The sequence below is a fragment of the Bacillus sp. FSL M7-0003 genome, assembly GCF_038628485.1.
GTDB classification, from domain to species: Bacteria; Bacillota; Bacilli; order Bacillales; family Bacillaceae; genus Bacillus; species Bacillus safensis.
In genome coordinates, this window is sequence record NZ_CP152024.1 from 487,929 (window position 1) to 509,246 (window position 21,318).

21 protein-coding genes are annotated in these 21,318 nt (G+C 42.4%); 14 read left to right on the forward strand and 7 right to left on the reverse strand.

The genetic code is table 11. The annotated features are described in order from the left end of the window. Positions 1 to 25: 25 nt before the first annotated feature. From MHI23_RS02325 to MHI23_RS02355, 7 genes are all read left to right on the forward strand, one after another. Entirely contained in the window at positions 26 to 781 is a 756-nt protein-coding gene (locus MHI23_RS02325; protein WP_024425552.1) for a Cof-type HAD-IIB family hydrolase, read from the forward strand. Between the two features lie 182 nt (positions 782 to 963). Next, the gene (locus MHI23_RS02330; RefSeq protein WP_125587526.1) at positions 964 to 1,722 is read left to right on the forward strand and encodes a 5-oxoprolinase subunit PxpA; all 759 of its coding nucleotides are present in this window, start codon (positions 964 to 966) and stop codon (positions 1,720 to 1,722) included. A gap of 26 nt (positions 1,723 to 1,748) precedes the next feature. Continuing rightward, positions 1,749 to 2,966, forward strand: a complete 1,218-nt coding sequence (locus MHI23_RS02335; protein ID WP_025093622.1) for an NRAMP family divalent metal transporter — start codon at positions 1,749 to 1,751, stop codon at positions 2,964 to 2,966. A gap of 5 nt (positions 2,967 to 2,971) precedes the next feature. Continuing rightward, on the forward strand, positions 2,972 to 3,763 hold the full coding sequence (locus MHI23_RS02340; RefSeq protein ID WP_125587525.1) for a putative hydro-lyase: 792 nt from the start codon (positions 2,972 to 2,974) through the stop codon (positions 3,761 to 3,763). A gap of 18 nt (positions 3,764 to 3,781) precedes the next feature. Next, positions 3,782 to 4,528, forward strand: coding sequence for a 5-oxoprolinase subunit PxpB (gene pxpB, locus MHI23_RS02345; protein WP_125587524.1), 747 nt, complete (start codon positions 3,782 to 3,784; stop codon positions 4,526 to 4,528). Further along, a complete protein-coding gene (locus MHI23_RS02350; RefSeq protein ID WP_125587523.1) occupies positions 4,525 to 5,571 on the forward strand; it encodes a biotin-dependent carboxyltransferase family protein in 1,047 nt (348 codons plus the stop codon). Before pxpB ends, MHI23_RS02350 begins: the two co-directional genes overlap by 4 nt. Beyond that, positions 5,555 to 6,325: an IclR family transcriptional regulator gene (locus MHI23_RS02355; protein ID WP_024427337.1), complete on the forward strand. Its 771-nt coding sequence runs from the start codon at positions 5,555 to 5,557 to the stop codon at positions 6,323 to 6,325. The genes MHI23_RS02350 and MHI23_RS02355 overlap by 17 nt, the downstream gene beginning before the upstream one ends. 33 nt (positions 6,326 to 6,358) lie before the next feature. Here the strand turns inward: MHI23_RS02355 and MHI23_RS02360 are convergent, their stop codons facing one another. After that, positions 6,359 to 6,994: an FMN-dependent NADH-azoreductase gene (locus MHI23_RS02360; protein ID WP_024425558.1), complete on the reverse strand. Its 636-nt coding sequence runs from the start codon at positions 6,992 to 6,994 to the stop codon at positions 6,359 to 6,361. A gap of 406 nt (positions 6,995 to 7,400) precedes the next feature. Between MHI23_RS02360 and MHI23_RS02365 the strand changes: the two genes are divergently transcribed. The 3 genes from MHI23_RS02365 to MHI23_RS02375 all read left to right on the forward strand — a co-directional run bounded on the left by MHI23_RS02365 (position 7,401) and on the right by MHI23_RS02375 (position 11,423). Continuing rightward, complete coding sequence (locus tag MHI23_RS02365; RefSeq protein WP_342492246.1) at positions 7,401 to 8,033, forward strand: GDSL-type esterase/lipase family protein; 633 nt, start codon at positions 7,401 to 7,403, stop codon at positions 8,031 to 8,033. 88 nt (positions 8,034 to 8,121) lie between these two features. Beyond that, positions 8,122 to 9,204: a C45 family peptidase gene (locus MHI23_RS02370; protein ID WP_342492247.1), complete on the forward strand. Its 1,083-nt coding sequence runs from the start codon at positions 8,122 to 8,124 to the stop codon at positions 9,202 to 9,204. 131 nt (positions 9,205 to 9,335) lie between these two features. Beyond that, the gene (locus MHI23_RS02375; RefSeq protein WP_024425559.1) at positions 9,336 to 11,423 is read left to right on the forward strand and encodes a transcription antiterminator; all 2,088 of its coding nucleotides are present in this window, start codon (positions 9,336 to 9,338) and stop codon (positions 11,421 to 11,423) included. Between the two features lie 16 nt (positions 11,424 to 11,439). Here the strand turns inward: MHI23_RS02375 and MHI23_RS02380 are convergent, their stop codons facing one another. Further along, positions 11,440 to 12,075: a class I SAM-dependent methyltransferase gene (locus tag MHI23_RS02380; protein WP_224426885.1), complete on the reverse strand. Its 636-nt coding sequence runs from the start codon at positions 12,073 to 12,075 to the stop codon at positions 11,440 to 11,442. A gap of 129 nt (positions 12,076 to 12,204) precedes the next feature. On the opposite strand from MHI23_RS02380, the gene MHI23_RS02385 reads away from it, so the two are divergent. Both MHI23_RS02385 and MHI23_RS02390 read left to right on the forward strand, forming a co-directional pair. After that, positions 12,205 to 13,074: an SDR family oxidoreductase gene (locus tag MHI23_RS02385; protein WP_024425561.1), complete on the forward strand. Its 870-nt coding sequence runs from the start codon at positions 12,205 to 12,207 to the stop codon at positions 13,072 to 13,074. Positions 13,075 to 13,368: 294 nt separating this feature from the next. Beyond that, positions 13,369 to 13,791, forward strand: a complete 423-nt coding sequence (locus tag MHI23_RS02390; RefSeq protein ID WP_024425562.1) for a pyridoxamine 5'-phosphate oxidase family protein — start codon at positions 13,369 to 13,371, stop codon at positions 13,789 to 13,791. 442 nt (positions 13,792 to 14,233) lie between these two features. Here the strand turns inward: MHI23_RS02390 and MHI23_RS02395 are convergent, their stop codons facing one another. Genes MHI23_RS02395 through MHI23_RS02405 form a run of 3 tightly spaced genes read right to left on the reverse strand, consistent with a single transcriptional unit; the run spans position 14,234 to position 14,824 of the window. Then, on the reverse strand, positions 14,234 to 14,413 hold the full coding sequence (locus MHI23_RS02395) for a hypothetical protein (protein WP_024427341.1): 180 nt from the start codon (positions 14,411 to 14,413) through the stop codon (positions 14,234 to 14,236). After that, positions 14,410 to 14,592: a hypothetical protein gene (locus MHI23_RS02400; protein WP_024427342.1), complete on the reverse strand. Its 183-nt coding sequence runs from the start codon at positions 14,590 to 14,592 to the stop codon at positions 14,410 to 14,412. Before MHI23_RS02400 ends, MHI23_RS02395 begins: the two co-directional genes overlap by 4 nt. 13 nt (positions 14,593 to 14,605) lie before the next feature. Beyond that, the gene (locus tag MHI23_RS02405) at positions 14,606 to 14,824 is read right to left on the reverse strand and encodes a hypothetical protein (protein ID WP_024427343.1); all 219 of its coding nucleotides are present in this window, start codon (positions 14,822 to 14,824) and stop codon (positions 14,606 to 14,608) included. A 158-nt stretch (positions 14,825 to 14,982) separates the two neighbouring features. On the opposite strand from MHI23_RS02405, the gene MHI23_RS02410 reads away from it, so the two are divergent. Then, the gene (locus MHI23_RS02410; RefSeq protein ID WP_024427344.1) at positions 14,983 to 17,235 is read left to right on the forward strand and encodes a hypothetical protein; all 2,253 of its coding nucleotides are present in this window, start codon (positions 14,983 to 14,985) and stop codon (positions 17,233 to 17,235) included. Positions 17,236 to 17,310: 75 nt separating this feature from the next. Here MHI23_RS02410 and MHI23_RS02415 read toward each other — a convergent pair whose 3' ends face one another. Together MHI23_RS02415 and MHI23_RS02420 are read right to left on the reverse strand one after the other, a co-directional pair. Then, a complete protein-coding gene (locus MHI23_RS02415; RefSeq protein WP_008347156.1) occupies positions 17,311 to 17,607 on the reverse strand; it encodes a DUF3817 domain-containing protein in 297 nt (98 codons plus the stop codon). Between the two features lie 86 nt (positions 17,608 to 17,693). Beyond that, positions 17,694 to 18,887 carry a hypothetical protein gene (locus MHI23_RS02420; protein ID WP_317222196.1) on the reverse strand — a complete coding sequence of 398 codons (1,194 nt, stop codon included), beginning with the start codon at positions 18,885 to 18,887 and terminating at the stop codon, positions 17,694 to 17,696. Between the two features lie 151 nt (positions 18,888 to 19,038). Between MHI23_RS02420 and MHI23_RS02425 the strand changes: the two genes are divergently transcribed. Further along, a complete protein-coding gene (locus MHI23_RS02425) occupies positions 19,039 to 21,225 on the forward strand; it encodes a DNA topoisomerase III (protein WP_342492248.1) in 2,187 nt (728 codons plus the stop codon). Positions 21,226 to 21,318: the final 93 nt, after the last annotated feature.

The window sequence follows — 21,318 nt, forward strand, 5'->3', positions numbered from 1 at the left end:
ATCGATACAAAGTGGGGTACTCAATTTGTCAACACAAGCTCATAAGAAAGACATCCGATTGATTGCCATTGATATGGATGGCACGCTGTTAAACAGTGAGCACATCATTCCAGAGGAAAATAAACAAGCCATTAAAGAGGCTGAAGCAAAAGGGGTCCATGTGGTCATTAGCACAGGGCGGACACTGATGACATGCCGAGAGCTGGTTGAGCCGCTCAAGTTATCGTCTTACCTTGTGACAGCAAACGGAAGTGAAATCTGGGATTCAAACTTCCAGCTGATCGAACGGGATCTGCTGCATCCTGATCATGTCCAAATGATGTGGGATTTAAAAAATAGGTACGAAACCGATTACTGGGCTTCAACTGTGGATAAGGTGTGGAGAGGTGAATTTCCTGAACGAATTCATGACCATGAATGGCTGAAATTTGGCTTTGATATTCATGATGATGACGTTCGTGAGGAAGTACTCAATACATTGAAAACAAATAAGCACCTAGAGATCACAAACTCAAGTCCAACGAATATTGAAGTCAATGCAGCCGGCATTAACAAAGCGGCAGCTCTTGCAAAAGTAGCAGAACGCATTGGCTGTACGATGGACAACGTCATGTCACTTGGCGACAGCCTCAATGATATGGCCATGATTCAAGAAGCCGGGTTAGGCATTGCGATGGGAAATGCCCAGGAAGTGGTGAAAGAGGCCGCTGATTGGATTACGGCTCCTAACACAGAACACGGTGTGGCAAAAGCCATCCAACATTGGGTGCTGTCTAAATAAGGTGCATTTCATGACAGAAAAAGTGAGAGGATTTTGCCTCTCGCTTTTTTTGTTTTCTCCTAGTTCGATTGTTATATTTTCTGACAATTTCATGTGCAGTCTATCCAAAGTTGGTATAATCAATATAAATTCGAATATTCGGACTTTATATTCCGTATTTCGGAACAACAAGGAGGGATTCTATGTATCAAGTGGATATCAACTGTGATTTGGGAGAAAGCTTTGGTCAATACACAATCGGTGCAGACGAACAAATCTTAGAATATGTCACCTCAGCCAACATTGCTTGCGGTTTTCATGCAGGAGATCCAACGGTTATGAGAAAGACGGTCAGAATGGCATTGGATAAAGGGGTCAAAATTGGTGCACATCCTGGTTTGCAAGATTTGGCCGGCTTTGGCAGACGTCCAATGGCTATCTCCGCAGAGGAAGCCTATGATCTTGTCATCTATCAAATTGGCGCTCTATCAGCCTTTCTCAAGGCCGAGGGTGGTACGATGCAGCATGTCAAACCACACGGCGCCCTCTACAACATGGCGGCTGAAAATACTGAATTATCTGAATCGATTGCGAAGGCTGTGTATGATGTGGACCCAAACCTTGTGTTATTTGGTCTGTCAGGCAGTGAACTTGCGTTAGAAGGTGAACGAATAGGTTTGCAAGTGGCACATGAAGTGTTTTCTGATCGGACGTATCAAACAGACGGGACGCTGACATCGCGCCGCGAACAACATGCACTCATTGAAGAGGATGAACGGGCCGTTCAGCAGGTTGTTCGTATGGTGAGAGAAGGCAGGGTTCGTACAGTTCAAGGAGAAGATATCGAGCTCAAAGCAGATACGGTCTGCATTCACGGAGACGGCAGCCATGCGCTTCAATTTGCGAAGACCATTACAGCGAAGCTAAAAGAAGCCGGGATTCATCTCAAGGCCTTTCAATAAAAATCGTCATCAAAGGGGGAAACAGCATGAAAACAGAGAAAGTCAAACAAATGAAGGCACCAAAGGGGAATCGGTCTATGCTGATGGGCGCTGCCTTTTTAATGGCGACGTCCGCGATCGGACCGGGATTTTTAACACAAACAACCGTCTTCACACAGCAGCTTGCGGCTAGCTTTGGGTTTGTCATTTTGATCTCAATTTTATTAGATATTTTTGCACAAACAAATGTATGGCGCATCATTGCCGTTTCAGAAAAACGAGGTCAGGATATAGCGAATATGGTGCTCCCGGGTCTCGGCTATGTGCTGGCCTTTTTGATTGTCATTGGAGGACTTGCCTTTAACATCGGAAATATCGCTGGAGCTGGTCTCGGTTTCCAGGTAATCTTCGGAGTCGATCCGCGAATCGGCGCAGGGATCAGTGCTGTGATTGCCATTCTCATCTTTGTGATCAAAGAGGCTGGGAAAGCGATGGACCGTTTCACACAGGCAGCTGGTTTTGTCATGATTGGCCTGATGCTGTATGTGGCGATTTCAACAGCGCCGCCAGTTGGAGAAGCGGCCGTGAGAACATTTGTCCCAGAGACGATTGATATTTTATCCATTGTGACACTTGTGGGCGGAACGGTAGGCGGCTATATCGTCTTTGCTGGCGGGCATCGCTTGCTGGATGCAGGTATTAAGGGGAAGGAAGCACTGCCGCAAGTGACGAAAAGCTCTATTTTCGGTGTGTTAATTACATCTGTCATGCGTGTAGCACTTTTTCTTGCCACATTAGGAGTTGTCTCAAAAGGCTTGCAGATAGATCCATCCAACCCGCCTGCCTCTGTTTTTCAATTAGCTTCAGGAAATATCGGATATAAAATGTTCGGGATTATTATGTGGGCTGCGGCGATTACATCCGTCATTGGAGCAGCATACACATCTGTTTCCTTTTTTAAAACCTTCTCACCAAAAATTGAGCAAAACCAGCGTGGTATCATCATTGGCTTTATTGCCCTCTCGACCATTTGTTTTATTACGATCGGAAGACCAGTGAACATCTTGATATTAGTTGGAGCAATCAATGCATTGATTTTGCCGCTCGCCCTTGGCACATTACTCGTTGCGGCGTATAAGAAAGACATTGTCGGAGATTATCGTCATCCATTCTTTTTGACAGTGACTGGTGCATTTGTTGTGGTCATTATGGCGATGATGGGCGGCTATACCATCATTAATGAAATCCCGAAACTATGGAGCTGATTCAGATGAATACTTATCAAACATATGAGCCATCACAGATGAGAGAATTGATTCGCGAAAAAAAGATCACAGGACCAACGGCTGGCTTTGCAGAAGGGTTTGCTCAAGCCAATTTAATGATTGTCAAAAAGGAACTTGCCTTTGATTTTCTTTTATTTTGCCAGCGGAATCCGGCTGCATGTCCCTTGCTTGATGTACTGGACCCAGGTGATCCAGTGCCAAGACGGTCGGCGCCTCAAGCGGATATTCGTACGGACTTTCCTAAGTACCGTATTTACCGAAAAGGGATTCTTGAAGAAGAGGTGACAGATATCACGGCTTATTGGGAGGATGATATGGTTGCCTTTCTCATTGGATGCAGTTTTACGTTTGAGCACGCGCTTATGCTGAATGACATTCCTGTCCGCCATATTGAAGACGGTCATAACGTTCCCATGTATCAAACGAATATAGCTTGTGAAAAAGCAGGAGTCTTTCATGGCCCGATGGTGGTCAGCATGAGACCCATTCCGGCGCATCAAGTCACAAGAAGTGTTCAAGTGACATCTCGATTTCCATCAGTCCATGGCGGACCGATCCATATAGGGGACCCAGCGGTGATTGGCATTTCCGATGTGAATCATCCTGACTTTGGAGAGCCATCTGTGATCAAAGAAGGAGAAGTCCCGGTGTTTTGGGCATGTGGTGTGACGCCGCAAGCGATTGTCATGCATACAAAACCCGACATTGCGATCACTCATGCACCCGGGCATATGTTCATCACAGATCGAAGAGATCAAAAGCTCGGTGTACTGTAGAAAGAGAGGTGTCCTCAAGTGGCTTTTTCAACGATAAAAGATTCCATCACCTATCACCCGCTGGGAGATGCAGCGATCGTCATCCAAGCAGGAGCTGACATACGTGAGGAGATTCATGCACGTGTTGAGCAGCTGTTTGCATGTATTGAACAGCACCCATTTGAAGGGTATGTAGAAGCAGTTCAAGCCTTTACAAACGTGACTGTTTTTTACGAGCCTTATACCGTACATCAATCGGCCCAGCTGCAAACACAAGATCTGTCTCCGTATGAATGGGTCAAAGGCTATATTGAACAACTTCTTGAAGACAAATGGCAGGAGGGAGTTCAGGTAAAGCGCCGCACCGTTGACATTCCAGTCTGTTACGGGGGAGCGCTGGGCCCTGATTTAGAAGAGGTTGCCCGTATCAATGGTTTAACGCCAGAAGAAGTCGTGCGTATTCACACTGCCGGCACGTACCTTGTCTATATGATTGGATTTGCCCCAGGGTTTCCGTTTTTAGGCGGGCTGTCTGAAAAGATCGCGGCACCACGCAGAGAAACACCAAGGATGTCCATTCCAAAAGGCTCTGTTGGTATTGCAGGAAAGCAGACAGGTGTTTATCCAATTTCCACACCCGGGGGCTGGCAGCTCATTGGACAAACCCCGCTGCCGCTTTTTCGCCCAGACGAGGAAATTCCGAGTCTATTGAAAGCAGGGGACGAGGTCAGATTTGTCCAAATGTCTGAAAAGGAATTTTTCAGCATGAAGGAGGCAGAACGTTGAGTATTCATGTCATCAAGCCAGGAATCTACACAACCATTCAAGATAAAGGGCGGCAAGGCTATCAAAAGTATGGTGTCTTAACGAGCGGCGGCATGGACCCGCTCTCACTTAGAATCGCCAACATTCTCACTGGCAACCAAGAAAACGAAGCAGTGCTGGAAGTGACGTTGATGGGGCCGGGGCCTGTGCTCACATGTGAGAGGGATCAGCTCATTGCAGTCACTGGTGCTGATGTAGAGATTGATATTGATGGGGAGCGGGCACCATTATGGAAGCCGCTCTTTGTTCGATCAGGAAGTACGATCACCTTTGGTCTTTGTAAGAGAGGCTGCCGCGTTTATCTTGCTGTGGCAGGTGGATTTGATGTGGAACCAGTCATGCAGAGCAAAAGCACCTATGTCAGAGCAGGGATCGGTGGACTGAAAGGACGACCGCTTGAAAAAGGCGACGTTCTGCCTGTTGGAGAGCCGTCTCTCGTAGCGGATCATTTGTTTGATAGGCTGAAAAATAAAGTGAAACAGGCGGGATACGGCGCACCCGATTGGACAGTGAGTCATGATCATTTTTTACCGCTGCGGAAATCACCAGTGATTCGTGTGCTGGCAGGCAGGCATCTTTCTCATTTTCAAGAAACATCTCAAACCGCGTTTTTTGAGCAGCCTTATCAGGTCACACCCCAATCAGATCGCATGGGCTGCCGGCTAAAGGGAGAGCCGGTTCATTTAAAAGAAAAGCTGGAATTGATCTCAGAAGCTGTCGCCTTTGGATCTATTCAAATTCCACCCGATGGCCAGCCGATTATTCTGCTGGCAGATCGGCAGACGACAGGCGGATACCCGCGTATTGGAGAAGTAGCGACTGTTGATTTGCCGCTTATTGCACAGGCGATGCCTGGGGCAAAGCTGTATTTTGAACAAATAGATCATCGGGATGCAGAGCAGGCGTTATTTAAGCAAGAAGCAGAACTGAGGGAGCTGGCCGCAAGAATCAAGCTGGAAGCATTCTCGTTTAGAAAAGGTGAAGAAGATGCAAAACACAAATAAAACGGTTGTGAAATCAATGGAGATTTTGCGGCTGTTTATCGCTCACGATCAATTAACATTAAATGAAATGATCGAGCTTTCCGGTATGCCGAAAACATCTGTCCATCGCATGGCGAGCTCTTTAGCCGATATGGGACTGTTAGAAAAGCAAGAAACAGGTGTTTATCGATTAGGCTTAATGTTCCTTGAATACGGTCAGCTTGTGGCGGACCGCCTTGATATTCGAAGGATTGCAAGACCATTTATGGAAAGCTTACGCGATGAAGTAGGAGAGGCTGTACAGCTCATTGTTCGTGAGGGCGACGAAGCCATTTACGTGGAAAAGATTGAAGGTACGCAGCCTGTTCGTCTCTACACCGCCGTTGGCAGACGGTCTCCCCTATATGCGGGTGCCTGTGCGAGAAGTATTCTCTCCTTTTTGCCAGAGAGCGAGAGACTTGCCTATATTGACTCAATTGAGCTGGGGAAGATCGGAATTGGGACCATCACAGATAAAGAGGTTCTAAGAAACATGCTGGAAGAATCAAATGCGAGGGGATATACGCTAAGCTATTCTGAGCTTGAAAACTATACAGCTGCGATTGGAGCTCCTATTTTCAATCATCTGGGGGAAGTGGCAGCAGGTATTAGCATTGCAGGATTTGAAGCAGGATATCAAAAAGAACGCTTACCTTACTTAATTAAACAGGTGAAAAAAGCCGCCAGTGATATTTCGAGAGAATTAGGCTTTTCTGAACAAATAAAAAGCCAATGACCGTAAAGATCATTGGCTTTTTGTGTGCAGTTATTAGAAAGTTTTTCCTAAAGCTTTCGCACGTTCGATTGCATCTGCTTTAATTTGCTCTGCTTTTGCAGGCTCAGCATTGTGGCCTTCAACGATAAGACCTTCGAAAGAAGGAATTCCGAAGAAGTTAGCGATTGTACCAAGGTAACGGTGACCTGCTTCAAGTTCAGCAGCAGGACCTTCAGAGTAGTATCCGCCACGTGCTTGGATGTGAAGAGCTTTTTTGTCTGTTAATAATCCAACAGGACCTTGCTCAGTGTATTTGAATGTTTTACCAGCTACAGCAACAGAGTCGATGTATGCTTTAAGAACTGGTGGGAATGAGAAGTTCCAAAGTGGTGAAACAAATACATATTTGTCAGCAGAAACGAATTGATCACTTAATTCGTTTAGACGAGCAACTTTCGCTTGTTCTTCAGCTGAAAGTGTATCGAAACCAGCGCCAGATTGAAGTTTGCCCCAGCCAGCGAATACATCTGCATCAATGTGAGGGATGTTTTCTTTGTACAAATCGATATGTACAACCTCGTCACTTGGATTTGCTTCCTTATAAGATTCGATAAATGCCTTAGCAGTAGCCATACTGTAAGAAACTGTTTCATCATGCGGATGTGCAGTGATGTATAAAACTTTTGCCATGTTCATTCAATCCTTTCTGTTTCGGTTATTTTTTTAGCGTATCCCAAAGGTACACTGAATATGTGGCATCTTTAATCATATTGGAATGCTATGAAAAAGATGTAACAAGCACAGTTACATGAAAACTGATATTTTCATTGTAATCACTATGTAGTTTGAAGTCAAGGTAAAAAGTCTCGAAATCAAGATAAAAAGTTTGTAAATTTTTCTGGAACGCGTAAACACGCAGTTTTCAGCGCAAAAAGCCTACTCTTATTGAACAAAAAATTGATCGATATCGCAAGTAAAGAGTTTGTAAAGGCGCTGCATCTCAAAAAAAGATGGATGCCCCTAAGTCATCTGCTACAAGCATCTGTTCTCCGGTTTCGTATATATAAAAGAAGGCAGGAGAGAGTGAGGGATAAGAGTGGGACGATCCTATGTTGCGATTGGAGATTCCTTAACAGTTGGGGTGGGGGCACGTTTATTTGGCGGAGGATTTGTTCAGCGGTTTTGGTGGATGCTTGAAAAAAAGACGCATGCACCAGTTGAGCTGTCCGTATTTGCAAAATCAGGGTTAACGACTGAGCAGATTTTACAGCTCTTCAAACGGTCAGAGGTGAGACGTTCGATTGCGGCAGCTGACATCATCACCATCACAGGCTGTGGGAATGACCTTGTTCAAGCTGTTCAGCAGTATGAAGAAGGTGAAGATGAAAAGAAACTGCTGCAAGCGGTCACGCATTGCCAGGCGAATTTTAGCAAGATGATTCAAGAAATCGCTCAAATTAAAAGAGGGCAGCATCAGCCCTACTACGTGTATTTCATGAATTTATATAATCCATTTCCGCAAATACCAATAGCCGGGCGGTGGCTTCAGCAATATAATCAACAGCTTCGTTTGCTTGCTGCGAATCCGTATGTAGAAGTTGTGGATGTGTACCGGGCGTTTGAAGGACATGAAAGAGCCTACTTATCGATTGATCAATTTCACCCGAATCCTAAGGGGTATGAAGCGATGGCAGAAGCATTGTTTAAGGCATACTGTAAACAGCTGTAATCCGTGGGATTGCAGTTTTTTTCATCCTTTTCATTATATGACGGTTTCGATATGATAAAAGAAACGAAGGCGAAAGAGGTGTGCAGGCATGGAGGAAATCAGTGCGTTTTTTCAAAAGATGACAGGAACGGCTTATGAAGTAGGAAAACAGCAGGCTGTCTGGCTTAAGGAGAACCCGTTGCTAAAGACACAATATATTCGAACAGAACCGGTAACACAACAGGCTGTGAAAGAAACGAAGCAGCTGATCCGTCCCTTTCTTCCTCAATTAGATGAAGAGATTGCTGGGTTTTGTGATGAAATGCAATTAGATGAGCGTTATTTGACCTTTTTCTATTCATCTCATCTTCAGCCAGGCTGTTCCCACTGTGTGAGGCAGGGGAATATGGCGGCCGGTCAACAAACGGTCATGCTGCGTAACTATGATTTCTCCCCGATTTTTGATGATATGCGTCTTGTGACGACACATGTGAAAGGCTCGGCATATCATACAGGCTCGTCGCTGCTGTTGTTTGGCAGATCTGATGGAATGAATGAGCATGGTCTTGCTGTGACTTTCTCTGCTTGCGGTCCGCCGGTTGGCAATGAACCCGGTTTAAAGCCTCCAGCCGTCGCCGGTTTGCAGGTGTATCATGTGATTCGCTCTGTTCTGGAATCCTGTCCAACGGTCGAGGAAGCCATTCGCTCTATCGAGGAAATGCCCGTTGCCTCAAATGTTCATATCATGCTTGCCGATCGAAAAGGAAAGGCGGCTGTGATTGAAATCATTGATGGTCAAAAAAGGGTGAGGAGACCGGAGAGAGGTTATATTGCTGCAACGAATCATCCGGTAGCTGATCAAACAGCAAAAGGGATGACCAAACATCATTCTGTTGTCAGATACGATATGTTAATGGAAGCTTTAAAAGAGCAACGGTCAAGTGATTCTCTTTTGAAACTGTTCCAGACAGAATATCCTGATGGTCTGACTGTGCACAATTATGAGGAGCTGTTTGGAACGATGCGAACCGTCATGTTTCGTCCGGAAGAAGGCACAATCGATTATTGCTTTGGCTCTCCAGTATACAATCCGACTTATTCTTTAAAAGCCGGGGGTTCACTGCCTTTTCAAAAACAAAAGGTTCAATTTCATCAAAAGGATTATGGGCCTTCATTTTGGAGAAGTGTCTGATGAAACCCTTGTTTTTAATTTTGTCATAGCCGCTGTGCCAAAGTCAGATCAACTTAAGATTGCTTCGCTTGTTGAAAGCGTTTTATATTAAGGTGTGACAATAGACCTATTTATACAGAAGGAGGCATTTCATGTACATAACGGCACGAGAACAGAAAGTCATTAAATACATCATTCAGCAAAATCGTTATGTCACCATTCGTGAGATAGCCGATTCTGTTCAGGTAAGTACTAGAACGATCCATAGAGAACTAAAATCCATTAAACCAATATTGAAAGATTATCATCTTTCATTAGATAAACAGCCGGGGAAAGGCTTGAAGGCAGTCGGCGAACAGGAGGATAAACAGCGGCTTCTTGCTCATATGTCAAATGAGGATCAAATCGAATATAGCTCAGATGAACGAAAGCTCTTAATTCTATGTGCGCTGCTTGAAGCGAAGGAACCGGTGAAATTATACACACTCGCAGCTGACTTGCAGGTAACAAATGCGACGATCAGCTATGATTTAGATGAACTAACAGAGTGGATTGCTCCATACGGTTTGCAGCTTATCCGCAAGCGCGGGTACGGCATTGAATTAAAAGGGCCGGAGGAAGCAAAACGAAAAATTGTCGGCAATCTCATTGTTGACCGGCTCGACATTCAATTATTTTTAGAAACGATAGAAATGAATATCAAACATCGAACGAAAGCAACGGAAAAGGTGTTTGGCGTTGTCAGCAGAGGACAGCTGCTAAAGGTAGAAAGGCTGCTCTTTCATTTGAAAGATCGACTGTCACTCTCATTATCTGATAGTGCCTATATTGCACTTGTTGTTCACTTAACCTATGCTATCGAACGTATTCAGCTTGGGGAAACCATTCGAATGGAAGAGGAAGAGTTGCTGGAATTAAAGCGGACGAAGGAATTTGAATCATCACTTCGAATGGCAAGGGCACTTGAACGCATGTTTAATGTGGAGATTCCTGAAGCGGAGGTCGGATATATGACCATCCATCTTCGCAGTGCAAATCGCAGCTTTGGGGCAGAATACCGTATTGATGAAATTGAGCTGGATATAGCGCTGAGAACGAAAAAGCTCATTGATTTTATTTCAAATAAAACCGGCTATCATCTCAATGAAAATGATTCATTGTATGAGGGGCTCGTGTCTCATCTTGAGCCTGCCATGAACCGTCTAAAGGAAAAGATGAGAATCTATAATCCGCTCACACAACAAATAAAAAAAGACTACTTTTTGCTGTTTATGGCGATTGAAGAAGGAGTCGAGCGTTTCTTTCCAGAGATTGAATTTCCAGAGGATGAAATCGCCTTTCTTGTGCTTCACTTTGGCTCAGTGCTTGAAATCAAAAAAGAAGAAACAAAAATTCATGCGCTCGTTGTTTGCTCAAGCGGGATTGGTTCCTCGAAAATGCTCGCCTCCCGGTTGAAAAAAGAATTGCCGGAGATCGCCAAATTCGATCTATCCTCTTTGATGGAGCTAAAGGAAATCGATGCATCAAGCTATGACATGATTGTCTCGACCGTTCCGATTCCCTATGAGCATATCGATTACATTATGGTCAGCCCCCTTTTAAACGAGGATGATGCCATGCGTGTGAAGGCTCATATTAAACGGAAGATTCCTTATATCATCGAGAAAAAAAGAACAAAAGAATCTCCTAAAGAATTGGTGCAAGAAACCGTTGATATGATGGCGGTTGCAGAGCAGGTGGCGAATTATATGTTTGTGATTCGCAGCATTCTGTCCCATTTTACCATCGAAAAAAGAAAGACGATGCCGCAGCATGATGAAACCATCAGGCAGCTGCTTTGTCAGCTTGAAGAGGAAGGGTTTATCATACATGCGGATGATGTAGCGGGCGGCCTTTTGGAACGTGAACAGCAAGGCGGCTTAGGCATACCCGGGACCGAGTTTGCTCTTTATCATTTAAAGCATGCATTCATCAAGGAACCAATTTTTCATATTTATGATCTTGATCAGGCATATGAGGTTAAAAGCATGGATGGCGGGCAGCAGCAGATGTCACGAATGCTCATGATGCTTGCGCCGCAAGAGCTTGGCAAGGAAGGGTCAGAAATGTTTAGTCTGATCAGTTCATCCATCATTGAAAGTGAAGAAAGCATGGCGCTTTATGGACAAGGAACAAAGGAAGACATTGAACAGAAATTACATCAGCTTTTCTATCAATTTGTTAAAGAGGCAAAGTGGTAAGAAAAAGGCCGAGAGATTAGTCGCTTCTCGGCTTTTTTGCTGTGACACAGACGGCAAGGGTAGGGCGAATTTCTTCATACTCAATAGAAAATTGGTCAAACCCAGCAAACTGCAAGTCGTTTAATATGTTTTCACCCATCTCTTTTGTCCGATTGGCATCAGCTCCTTTTTCTCTTGGCTGCATCACAATAACGAGTGTTCCGCCTGGTTTCAAGGTGTGATAAAGATTGAGTAAGCCCGTTTTTGGATCATCCCAAATCGTAAAATTGTTAACAGACAGCACTTTATCATACTGCTCTCCGGGAAGACGTGTTTTCTCGATTTTTCCGACATACAGCCGAACCTGTTTGTCTTTTGCCCGTTTGCTGACGCGTGACTGTGCTTGCTCCTGCATGGTGGAAGAAGCATCAAGCCCATCAATATGAAGATCTTGATAATGCTTGAGCATATGTTTAATGCTGTAGCCGGGTCCATAGCCAATTTCTAAAATGTTTTCACCATCTGTCAAATCTAAGTGGCGGATGGCCCACTGATTCAATGCTTTATTTTCATTTGCCATAATGAGTCCAGCAATGCTTCCGAGCCAGCCTTTTGGTCTGCTAAAGGTTTTCGAAATAGACAGCATGTGAGAACGCTCCTTTTTGATGATCATGTAACCGATTTTTCCCCTCTTCAAACATGCTGATTTTCGGGAACACATCAGTACAGCTTTATGATGTTTGAGTGAAAAAATGAGGTGGTAATGAAAGGATACATCAACAAATCAAGGAGGAGCTTATACATGGATTTACGTGAATATTTAACAAATGGCATTCCGCGCCAAACGCAGGATCAGCAGCCAGGCAGTGAAAGAGAAATGAATCCAGCGCCGATCTTTGAGGATGAATCATATCAAGGTTCTGGCAAGCTTAAAGGAAAAGTGGCACTGATTACAGGTGGAGATAGTGGAATTGGACGGGCAGTATCTGTTGCCTATGCAAAGGAAGGTGCACATGTTGCCATTGTGTATTTAAATGAACATGAGGATGCAGAGGATACGCAAAAGCGTGTAGAACAAGAAGGCGTTAAATGCTTAACGATTGCAGGAGATGTCGGTGACGAAGCCTTTTGTGAGAAAGCAGTAGAAAAAACAGTTGAAGCCTTTGGTCAATTAGACATTTTAGTAAATAATGCGGCTGAACAGCATCCGCAAGAACGTATTCAAGATATTTCGAGTGAACAGCTTCACCAAACCTTTAGAACCAACTTCTATTCCTATTTCTATTTTACGAAAAAGGCACTGGATTATTTAAAACCGGGAAGCTCCATCATTAATACAACATCAATTAACCCATATCGGGGAAACCCAGTGCTGATTGATTATACGGCGACAAAAGGAGCCATTAACGGCTTTACGCGTTCTATGGCACAATCGCTTGTGAAAGATGGGATTCGGGTGAACGGTGTAGCGCCAGGTCCAATTTGGACGCCGCTCATTCCATCTACATTTGATGAAGACAGTGTGGAAAGCTTCGGCGCAGAAACCCCAATGGGAAGACCAGGACAGCCTGTTGAGCATGTCGGCTGCTTTGTCCTGCTGGCTTCTGATGAATCGTCTTATATGACAGGACAAACACTTCATGTAAATGGCGGTTCCTTTATGAATACATGATCTACCGCGGCACCGCCCAGCTTTGATTGGGCGGTGTTTTTAGTATTTCTTGCGATTTTTCTGCACAGATATGACAGACCATACGATAATGCCTACAACAACTGCCGCAATGACAAGTGAACTTAAATGGAACATCGTTTCATGATGCATGTTCAATTTCTCCCTTCATTGAACCTGTTTTCTATAGCATCAGCCAGAAGGTCGCTTTTTATGAAAAACACATTTCTTTGTTTAATGAATGGGCTGTCGTGGAAACCTACGAATACGGATGAAATTTTGAAGGAGTGAAACGATATGTCTCAAGAAGAATTAAAACAAAAGGTATTAAACCTATTAGATGAACAAAAGGTCGGGACACTAGCGACTGTTGAACAGGATAAGCCGCATACCCGCTATATGACTTTTTTCCATGAAGGGCTGACGTTATATACACCAACGAGTAAAGAAACACATAAAGCAGAAGAAATTGAAAAAAACCCGAATGTTCATATTCTTATTGGATATTCAGGCGAAGGATTCGGTGATACTTATGCAGAGATTGCAGGCACCGCCACATTAACCGATGATCGGGAACTGATCGACCGTCTTTGGTCTGATGAGATGGAGAAATGGTTTAAAGGAAAAGAGGATCCGAATCTAGTGATTCTGAAGATTGAGCCAACCTCCATTCGTTATATGAATGAAGGAAGCCGTACACCAGCAGAATTATCACTTTAACACTTGCGTAAGCAGGGGGAATGTGTTATAGTTTTATATTAGTGTTGAAATAAGCAAATAAATAAAGAAAGTAAACTTTCTTTTTTCTATGACATAATGAGAAGCAATAGAGCTTCTACTTGATAAGAACGAGACGCTGTCAAAGCGAACAAACTTATTCTTTTCCTTCTGCACCCGCCCCCTATAAAAGCGGAAGAATGGAAAAAAGACGTTTTGATTTACAATTCACACTGGCGCGGCTTCGGAGCCGTAAGGACGAATGAGAGGTAGGGCTTTCGTTGTCTTGTTATCCAGAACTTCCATGGCGTTTACTTTCAAACGTAGGTTCACTCGGAACACATATGACACACTGATATGATCGAATCTTAACTCATACACTCCGTAACGGAGATTAAACATTGATTATTTATTTGCATGAAAAGAGTAAGGAACAGGCTGCCATCTATTTGGCAGCCTTTTTCATTAGGTCAAACAATAGAACCCCGAAACCAATGAGCACAAGAAAAGGAAAAACAAAGGTCGCAACCATTCGCATAGCGTCCGCTCCAAAAGGGTTCGATACTAACAGCAGGCCGATAAATGCACAGATCATCAGAGTGAATAAAGCGGGCTTCATGATCATTTACTTTGTCCTTTCTTCTGATACTGCCAAATTCGCTCAATAAAAAAGAACATAACCGCAAACAAAATAGAAAACATGAACATATCCAGCAGTGTCACCCCTCTATTTGGGTGCACAAGACCAAACCAAACGAATTGCAGAACAAAAGAGATCGCAAAATATAGAATCGATTTTTTCATTATTGTCCTCTTTTCACTTATTTTTTTGACCCTTAAGCCACATCAGCCAAATGATGAAGGAACCAATCACACATGAGAGCAAAGTGCTAGGCGGCAAGGTGTGCCAGCTAGTCAGCCCCTTTACAAAACACATATAAAAAAAGAAAATGGAAATGGATACGAGTACCCATTGCTTGAACCAGCGAGGGACACGCAGCCAAGCTGCTAGAATGATTGATGATAGCTTATCCAATGAGATAACTCCTTTTTTGAATCTGATTGGATTTTATCGTAAACAACAAAGTTTGTAAAATATGGATTTTAGAGGCTTTGATGGTATTCTTCTAGCATGAAACATTTTCGCTGTACTGACGTATAAGTGAAAGGAACCTCAAGAAAGGAAGCGATCAAGTGAAAAGAGTACCAGTCATCTTCCTCAGATATATTGTCTTCTTTATTCCAGCAATCATTCTTAGTTTCTTGGTGTGGAACCATTACCAAGATGATTTGTCAGCAGGGAAAGCGACGCAATATGACGTCAGACGAATATTTACATTTGATGAAGGGAAACGAGTGGTGAGTGCTGTATCAAAAGACCAGCAGCTCCATTTTGTAATGTATGATCCTCAATCAGGAAAAATAATCAGTGAATGGACCACGGAAAGCGATACGTTTAATGAAATGCTGCCATCCATTCAAGGTAACAATCTCTTACTTGCTTTAAAAAATAAAGAGGGGCAGCTTTTGATCGAGAAACTAACGCCTAGCGGAGAAAAGAAAGAGCTCATTAAACAAAACTTGCAGATACCCTCGTTTTTAAAAACGAATACATATCAATGGAATGGACGGCTTGTGTTTACAGGAGAAATGGAAGGTGCCGCTACCGTCCTAGGTGAGCTAAAGAATGGTCAGTTTTTTCATGTGCACAATCTCAACAAACTGAACCTGCCAGCAAGACCCGTTTCCATCGATGCCGTCATGAACTCCTTTAGAGGCCAGACGCCTATACCTATATTTGAATTGACTTTAAAAAATGACCAGAAAGCATATGTCAGCGGAGTCTCAAACGATAAGCATCAGCTTGGGGTCTATGTCTCCAAAAACGCTGAACCGTTTAGCCTCATTAAAGATAAAGTGGAGAAGCAGCTAGCAAAAACAATCGGAACATCCCAAAACTTTGCCGTCGCTGTCGAATCTAACTATCCAAAAAGACCAAGGAAAGTGAATGCAGATGGAGGGCTTGGTGAAGTCGTCCCAACACCAAAACCGATTTATCAAACCTTTATCTACCAGCTTAATGAAGAAGAAGTTCTTCTTGTAGGCTCTACAGCAAAGGACGAAGCAAAAGGCAAGCTGACTGGTTATATTTACAACCACCGCACGAATAAGACGACGTCTGTCAGCAAGCTTTTTCAGTCGTTTTCATATGAAAATTTAAACCGAGAAGGACTATTTTTCCATAAAAATGTGAAAAGTGATTGGATCTATTATTCATTCGAAAATCAATTAACGGGTGCATTTGAGACGAAAAGCAAACAGCTAAAGGAATTTCCTTTGCAAAAAGTCATCTCAATCGAAAACGCAAGCCCTGCTCACCAAACATCATTTGACACCTTTATGCAATATGTCATGAAAGGCGGACCGCTCATTCTCAACTGGGCAATATGGCTGTTTATTCCATTGCTGTTATTTATACTAGCCATCTTCCTGCCGCCGATTTTGAGATTGGTGAGAAACAACAAAATCAAAGACAGTGTCACATTAGAAGCCAATATTGTGTCTGTTAAAGAAACGGGCACCTACATCAACGAACAGCCGATTATCAAAATGCAGCTGCAATTTCAATATGATGGGCAAAATATCGAGAAGACGGTTAAAACGGTTGTATCCTATACCCAGATACCACAGCCGGGTCAGCGTATCGCCATTCTCTATAATCCGCAGAAGAAAAAGGCGATGCTCTTAAAAGAGGGAGACTTCTCCCAGACAAGTGAGCCAAAGTTCATCAAAGGCGCTGTTTTAAGAAATATAGAATCATATGGAACCGTAGGACGAGGCACTGTCTTATCACTCACATTTGAATTGGATCAGAAAACTTATATCATTCCAATGATTCAAGCCGCTGGTTTTGAATTTACAACAGGAGAAAAAGCCGATCTCGTCGACATCAACGGCCAGCTCAAAATGGCAGCCTATGGCCATGAAGTGCGGAATCGATCGGGGAAAGATGTGACGTTAACAGGAACGATCCAGCGTGTGAAGCAATATCCAATTGCCATCCATGAACAAAAGCCTATTCAGCTTGATGTGACGGTTTCAAACGGAGATGAGTCCATCACAAAAACGGTCAGCCAGTTTATCCCTGATCATATGCAGGTCGCAGCGGGCACTCAAATCACGATCCAGACAAAGAAAGAAGAGCTGGATAGAGAAATGGGTCTCATGCAAGAGAAACAAGGAAGTGCAAAAGTGACCAATGTCGAATTTGCTGGCGTCATCGGCAATCTGCCGTTAGCGATCATTCAGGTTGAGAGAAATGGCATGATGTATGAAGTGAAACAGCCAATCGATCCAATCACCAGCATCTTGCCTGGTGATGAATTATGGGTGGCATATCACGACATGACGCGTCGAGCAGCCATTGTGAAATATGCATCAATATAAAAAAGCGTTCCTTTATCAGGACGCTTCAGCGTGAAGACTAAGGGCTAAAACGAATGTCGTTTTAGCCCTTTTTGATTAAGCTTTTGTATCATATTGGCGGAGCACCTTATCGTAGGCGAAGTTACCGAAAGGAATGAAAGCCGCAAAAAAACCAGCGATGGACCATTTCAAATGCCAGCGAACTTTAAAAGTCACATATGCCAAAATGAGCATATAGATGACAAACAATGCGCCATGAAGAGAGCCTACAATAGTGACTGCCATCGGAATATCCGCAAAATATTTTAGAGGCATGGCAATTAAAAGAAGGGTTAAAAGAGACATACCCTCAATAAAACCCGCCTGTCGAAGACGGCTAATACTTGTATGCATATACAAATCCTCCTGTATAAAAGCTAGTTTCTCATCTTCTAATATAAACGAAAGATCGTCTGGACATGCTGAAATCTACGAAAAATTCAAAATATGTTCATGTTATTTTTAAAAAATGTCTTTTTTATGCTGGATCTATTCAGATTGTTCCTTTTTAAAGTGTTTAAATCATTATGCATTTTCCATTGGTTTTTGTCGCCATTGTAGTAAAAGTATTTTTTCGTCATAAAGTGCTCATTTTTATAAGAAAGATCTAATACCATGGATTTTTCTAAGATATTTGCAGAAACTTTTTTTGTTTGCTTTAACCTTAGATCAAGTAAAAAAGATGTAATTAAGATTCCCACTACATATGGTGCAAAAAGAATTGTACCAACACTTATAATATTCGCTTTGGAAAAATCACTTAAATATGTTTTAAAGTTAGAGAAATTATTCTGAATCACTGCGATATCAGTATCCTTGTAGTATTCCAAATTTTTAAGTTCGTTTAATAAAGAAATTGGTGAAAAACTTATACTTACAAAGAAAAAGATTGCTAAAGAGCTTAAGGTTAAAGTGATATTGCTTATTTTAAAAGCTGTACTTAATTGCTCAAGTTGATATGCTGGATGGATAAGTACAGTTATGCATAAAAATACAGTTGAGTAGATGGATAGTATTATAGACTCGTATGAGTAGTTTTCTACTACAAATGATAGAATAATTAAAGTTTTTAGCGAAAATACATTATAAATTTCTGTATAAAAGTTTTGGTTACTATTACTAGCTTCTAAGGGTAAAAAAGTGATAAGTAAAGATAACAAAGATACAAAAACTAAAAGTAATGTGAATAATCCTAAAAAAGTTACACTAATAATACAACAAAATCTGAAAATATAACTATTTTTAATTATTGCAAGCCCACTAAAAAACAAACAGATAATAAAGCAGAAGAAAGAAATCGTATGAAAATTGCTAAAATAATTATAACCAAGATATTTAAATGTTATAAATCCTAAAATCAAAGTTAATACAGAAATATATATATAGGTTTTCCCTCTAGCTACACGATCTGATTTAAACCCTGGTTCACTAATGTCTATATTTTTGAAATTCTTGAATGAATTAACTATACTAACTATTTTTAATATCCATGTAAAAGGGATTAATAGTATAGAGATAAGTAATAAATATTCATTTTCAGAAAATAATATTAGAGTAGTAATAAAATAGAGAAGAGATGTCCAGCAGAGATCAAAAAAAGATACATTGTGTATGTAATCATTAAATATTTTCATAAATTACTCCTGATTTGTAAAATAATTTAATTAAATATAACATGATCAGAATTTATTTTCTAGAAGATCATTGAATTTTTTAGTCATTAGAACCACATCTCCACGTCTGCTATAATAAAAGGATGGATAGAAGAAAGAGATGTGAAATCTAGTGTCAAAAACAGTTGTATTAGCAGAGAAACCTTCAGTAGGACGTGACTTAGCGCGTGTGCTGAAGTGTCATAAAAAAGGAAATGGTTTTTTAGAAGGAGATCAATACATTGTAACGTGGGCGCTTGGCCATTTGGTCACACTGGCTGATCCAGAAGGCTACGGAAAAGAATTTCAATCCTGGCGTTTAGAGGATTTGCCGATCATTCCAGAGCCGCTTAAGCTTGTTGTTATGAAAAAGACAGGGAAACAATTTCAAGCAGTGAAAGCGCAGCTTGCAAGAAAAGATGTAAAAGATATTGTCATCGCAACAGATGCTGGACGTGAAGGGGAGCTTGTCGCAAGATGGATTCTTGAAAAAGCACATGTGAAAAAGCCGCTAAAACGACTATGGATCTCATCTGTTACGGACAAAGCCATTCAAGAAGGCTTCAAACGATTAAAAGACGGCAGAGAATATGATAACCTGTATCGCTCGGCGGTTGCACGTGCAGAAGCAGACTGGATTGTAGGGATCAACGCAACAAGAGCGCTGACGACCAAGTTCAATGCACAGCTTTCCTGCGGACGGGTACAGACACCAACGATTGCCATGATCGCCAAACGAGAAGAAGACATTCAGCAATTCCAGCCGAAGCCGTTCTATGGATTGACTGCACAAGTAGATGGACTTACCTTGACCTGGCAGGATGCCAAAACAAAGCAAAACCGCACATTCCAAGAGAATGTCATAAAAGAGCGCTTAGCAGGCTGTAAAGGAAAACCAGCAGTGATCGATGCATTGAAAAAAACAGCGAAAAAAGCTTTTGCTCCAGGGCTGTACGACCTGACTGAATTGCAGCGTGATGCGCATAAACGCTATGGCTTCTCGGCGAAAGAAACATTATCTACGCTTCAACGGTTGTATGAGCAGCATAAGCTTGTGACATATCCGCGTACAGATTCACGATTTATTTCAGCGGATATCGTTCCTACATTAAAAGATCGGTTAAAAGGAATGAACGTCAGACCGTACGCACAGCATGTGAACCGCATTTTACAATCAGGCGTGAAAGCACACAAAGGCTTCGTCAACGATGCAAAAGTGTCAGATCACCATGCGATCATTCCAACCGAGGAAGAGCTGTATCCTGGTGCATTAAGTGATAAAGAACGTAAATTATATGATCTTATTGCCAAACGATTCCTTGCTGTACTCATGAATCCTTTTGAATACGAGGAAACAACGGTGATTGCCAAAATAGGCAGTGAAACATTCACAGCAAAAGGAAAAACCGTGCAATCAGCCGGCTGGAAAGCCGTGTATGATGAATCCTATGAAGACGAGGAATCAGCCGAAGCAGATCAGCATCTGCCGGTACTTTCCGAAGGGCAATCACTTGAAGTACGCCAGCTGAAAGAAACAAAAGGAGAAACGAAACCTCCTGCTCGTTTTAATGAAGCAACCCTGCTATCTGCAATGGAGAACCCAGCGGCATTCATGCAAAATCAGGAAAAGGACTTAGTGAAAACCCTTGGTGAAACAGGTGGACTAGGGACAGTAGCCACAAGAGCCGATATGATTGAGAAACTGTTCAACAGCTTCTTAATCGAGAAAAAGGGCAAAGATATTTTCATCACATCGAAAGGGAAGCAGCTGCTCTCCTTAGTGCCTGAAGACTTAAAGTCTCCAGCATTAACAGCAGAGTGGGAACAAAAGCTTTCTAAAATCGCAAAAGGACAGCTGAAGGCTTCTCAATTCATGAGTGAAATGAAGTCCTATGCAAAACAAGCCGTATCTGAAATCAAACAGACGAACCAAACCTTTAAGCATGACAATGTCACTGGCACCCATTGTCCGGACTGCGGAAAACTTATGCTGAAAGTGAACGGAAAACATGGCACAATGCTCGTGTGCCAAGACCGAGAATGCGGCCATCGTAAAAATGTGGCGAAGAAAACAAACGCACGCTGCCCGAACTGCCATAAAAAGCTCGAGCTGCGCGGAGAAGGCGATGGCAAAATCTTCGCTTGTGTGTGCGGCCATAGAGAAAAACTGTCTGTTTTCGAAAAACGCAAATCACAATCCAATCAAAAGAGAGCCAGTAAGCATGATGTGTCTAAATATATGAAGAAACAAAAGAAAGTGGAAGAACCAATCAATAACGCACTGGCTGAGCAATTAAAGAAATTAAAATTAGATCAATAGTATTATAAAAACCCATGCGGAAACGCATGGGTTTTCCAATGTAATCAAGCATATCGACATATTGTTTTTCTGAAAATGGGAATGTCTATGCGA